The organism is Dethiosulfatibacter sp. (assembly GCF_983023055.1).
The window spans coordinates 1-3,375 of the sequence record NZ_CEZJXU010000283.1 but is presented as its reverse complement, the minus strand read 5'-3'; the positions used below and the strand labels follow the sequence as shown (position 1 = coordinate 3,375).

5 protein-coding genes are annotated in these 3,375 nt (G+C 37.7%); all 5 read right to left on the bottom strand.

Features of this window, described 5'->3' with window-relative positions; all coding sequences use genetic code 11:
• The coding region (locus tag AC3AX0_RS09670; protein WP_487550083.1) for a DNA recombination protein RmuC at window positions 1-871 on the bottom strand (871 nt) is incomplete at its 3' end.
• The gene (locus AC3AX0_RS09665; protein WP_487550082.1) at window positions 868-1,692 is read right to left on the bottom strand and encodes a sugar phosphate isomerase/epimerase family protein; all 825 of its coding nucleotides are present in this window, start codon (window positions 1,690-1,692) and stop codon (window positions 868-870) included. The genes AC3AX0_RS09665 and AC3AX0_RS09670, both read right to left, overlap by 4 nt.
• A gap of 33 nt (window positions 1,693-1,725) precedes the next feature.
• Entirely contained in the window at window positions 1,726-1,950 is a 225-nt protein-coding gene (locus AC3AX0_RS09660; protein ID WP_487550081.1) for a DUF2164 family protein, read from the bottom strand.
• 39 nt (window positions 1,951-1,989) lie between these two features.
• Window positions 1,990-2,886, bottom strand: a complete 897-nt coding sequence (locus AC3AX0_RS09655) for an ROK family protein (RefSeq protein ID WP_487550080.1) — start codon at window positions 2,884-2,886, stop codon at window positions 1,990-1,992.
• A gap of 20 nt (window positions 2,887-2,906) precedes the next feature.
• A partial coding sequence (locus AC3AX0_RS09650; protein ID WP_487550079.1) for a 4-alpha-glucanotransferase occupies window positions 2,907-3,375 on the bottom strand: 469 nt, incomplete at its 5' end.

Below are 3,375 nucleotides of genomic sequence, written 5' to 3'. Positions count from 1 at the left end.
GATTTTCATGATATGCATTGATCTCCGCAAATATAGCTTCTGCCGGAATAAACATTATAGCCTGGTCTGCAGTTTCCCCGTCTATTATATACTTGCTTCCAATGTCTTCTATATGCTTCTTCACATTAATCTTAAAGTTCTTTTCTGCTCTTAACCTTTCAATTTCACTCAAAGACTTGTCAGTCATCCTTCTAAAGTTTTCAAGAGGGAACTTTGAATCCAGACAGATGGTTCCAACAGGTTCAGGAAGATGGAGAACCGCATCTGCTATGGTTGCATTTGAAAGAGTTTTCTGTATCTGAAATATCTTTTCATTCTTCTCTCCGAAAACAGATTTAAGAATATTATTAAGTTGAACCTCCCCAAAGGTTCCCCTACTTTTCTTGTCTGTAAGTATATCCTGAAGAGATACTATATTTGTTGAGAGGCTGTCAATTTTTTTCTGAGCCTCATCTATTTTGGAAAGCCTTTCAATGACATTGTTAAATGTCTTGTTTGTCTTCTCGAAACCTTCGCTTAGCCTCTCATCCACCTTGTTTCCAATCCTGTCAAGATTTCCCTCTATCCTTGAGTTCAAGGTATTAAAACTACTGCCTAGACTTTCAGTAAGCCTGTGGTTTGACTCGTTAACATTTTTAGATACATTGTTTTGAAACCTTAAAAATGATTCCGTCATGTCCACAGAATTTTTTTGAAGCTTTTCAAAGATTTTTCCATTATTTTCAATAAGTGTCATCTTCAGGTCAGACAACATCTTCTCATCATTTTTATTCTTTTTCAATCCAGATAGTCTAGACAGATTAATAAGTGATAAACTTATCAAAATACCTAGTAAAATATAGAGTATTATCCATTCCAAGCCTAGATTCATATAATTCTCCCGTTGTCTTTTATCTTATTGTTTAAATCCACACCGAATCCATAGGTAATTGACAATACCTCTTCAGCAGTTCCGTTGTAGTCAAAAGGACATACCTCAAAGGAGATGTTTCCTTCAAATCCAATTTTACTAAAGTTTTCAGCAACAATATTCCAATCCACCTTCCCCGTACCAGGAATCCAGTGTCTATCCTTTTCCATGTCATTGTCTGAAAGATGTAGATACTTAAGCCGGTTTCCAAATTCAAGTATGAGTTCTCCCGGATTTTCACATACAACCCAGTCATGGGAGGAATCATAACAAAACTTTAGATGTTTGCTGTCAAAGCAGTTGAGTACCTTCCTGAGTATTTCTGTATTACATGTGTTTTCAACAGCGATATCGACACCCATACATTCTGCATAATCTATTATTTCATAAAGATTTTTAAATCCATAGTCAGTCCTGTCTACAAGGAAGTTCTCATGTTCCAGGTGAATAACAGCACCACCGATATTAAAATCCCTGCAATCCCTGATCCATCCTTTGTAGTCATCTACAAGTTTTCTGCTGCTAATCGATTTTTCCCACAAGTTGTTTATATCATTGTATGGCAGATGTATATTCTCAATTACAAGGCCAATTTCATCCGTTTTTTTCACAAGGTCCTCTTTGTCAAACTCCCAAAATGCCACCTTGTCACCCCACCACAGCATCGTTGAATCAAAACCTGCTTTTTTTATTTTCCTTAGTCTGTCTTCCATTGGAAGCATAACTCCAAACCATGAATAAATACCTATTTTCCTATCCATCACATCTCCACTAAAAATCAAATCTCATCCTCCCTACCCATTTAAAGCCAAGAATCATATTGTAAGCTCGTACAAATCCTCAAGCTTGGCCCCAATAAACTTTGCTGCATCATCTATTCCAGCCTTGTATATATATGGTCCAATTTCCTTCAATATGAAATCAAGGATGAGCATTGCCTGCATATTTCCCATCTCTATATCTAGCTCTTCTTCCATATATCCCATTATCAGCTTTATTATCTCGTTTTTTTGTATTTCATTGAGCATGTCTTTTTTCACGCTATCCACCTCTACGTTATTGTTTAAATGCTATACCTTTCAGTTCTTCATACCATCCATTGCACAAAGCACAGCCCCTACCATTCCAGGTTCCTCCAATACTCCTGGACGAATTTTAAGCCTTTCTCCCATTCTTGGAGTCATGTATGCCATTGTCTTGTCAATGAGCTCATCCAGAAGAGGTTCCAAAGATTTCATAACACCGCCTCCCAGGACGAATATGTCAGGCTCTACCACATATGCTATGTTTGAAATACCTCTGGCAAGTGATTCCAGCGCATGGTCTATTATCGCCACTGCTTCCACATTTCCTTCTTGAGATAGCTCAAATACATCGGCAGCATTAGTTACTCCCTTAATTCTTTTCCTTCCAAAGGATGCTATGGCTGTACCACTAGCCAAATTCTCAAGATTGCAATCCCTACTATTATTAAATTCATATTTGGAAGGAAGTATTATATTGGCTATTTCAGATGCATTTCCCGATTGGCCTCGGATTACCTTACCACCTATGACAAGGCCTCCTCCTACTCCTGTGCTTATTGTAATGTATTGAACAATATTATGTCCCCGACCAGCACCAAATATGGCCTCTCCATATCCCGCCGCATTTGCATCGTTTTCCAGAAACACTCTTTTCCTAAATGCTTCCTCTAGCAAATACTTCAGCTTTACATCATTCCACCCAGATAGATTGGAAACGCAAGGTACCACGCCATTTTTATAGTCAATAGCAGCCGGAACACCTGCTCCAGCGGCAACTGCACTATCAAATCCTTCTAGACTTCTTGCAGTATCAACAATCCTCTGAATCACAAAATCCGAACCCTTATCTCCTTCAGTTCTTACAACCTTCTTTTCAAAAATACAACCTTTTTCATCAACAATTCCAACTCTCAGATTCGTTCCACCAAGATCTATTCCAATATATTTCATAAACACCTCCATCAAGGTCCTCAAACACGTCCATATTCTGTTGTCAATTCAGCAAGACTTTCAGCCTTTCCCTTAATAAGATCATTGTTAAATTTGTCCGTTGTAAGTTTCCATGCCCAGTTTCCGTATTTGGTTCCTGGAATATTCATTCTTCCATTACTGTCTATTAATAGTAGGTCCTGAACAGGAATAATTACTATGTCTGCACTACATTTAAAAAGCTTTTTAATCAACTGATTACACATATACTCAATGGTTTCAGATTTTTCATAAGCCTTCTCATACCATCCATAAAGCGTATCATTGTCATGGGTTCCTGTATAACATACCGTATTTGAATCAATACTATCAAGGAAGTTTTCACTTTCAAAATCATCCATGTTTTCAAACTGCAATATCCTCATACCAGGATATCCCAGCTTGTTTTTCAATTTACATACCTCTTCAGTTATATGGCCAAGGTCCTCTGCAATCACTGGTATTTCACCC

Bases quoted from the DNA above. Each gene is read 5' to 3' on its own strand.
- AC3AX0_RS09655 (WP_487550080.1), bottom strand. From the start codon at position 2,886: ATGAAATATATTGGAATAGATCTTGGTGGAACGAATCTGAGAGTTGGA.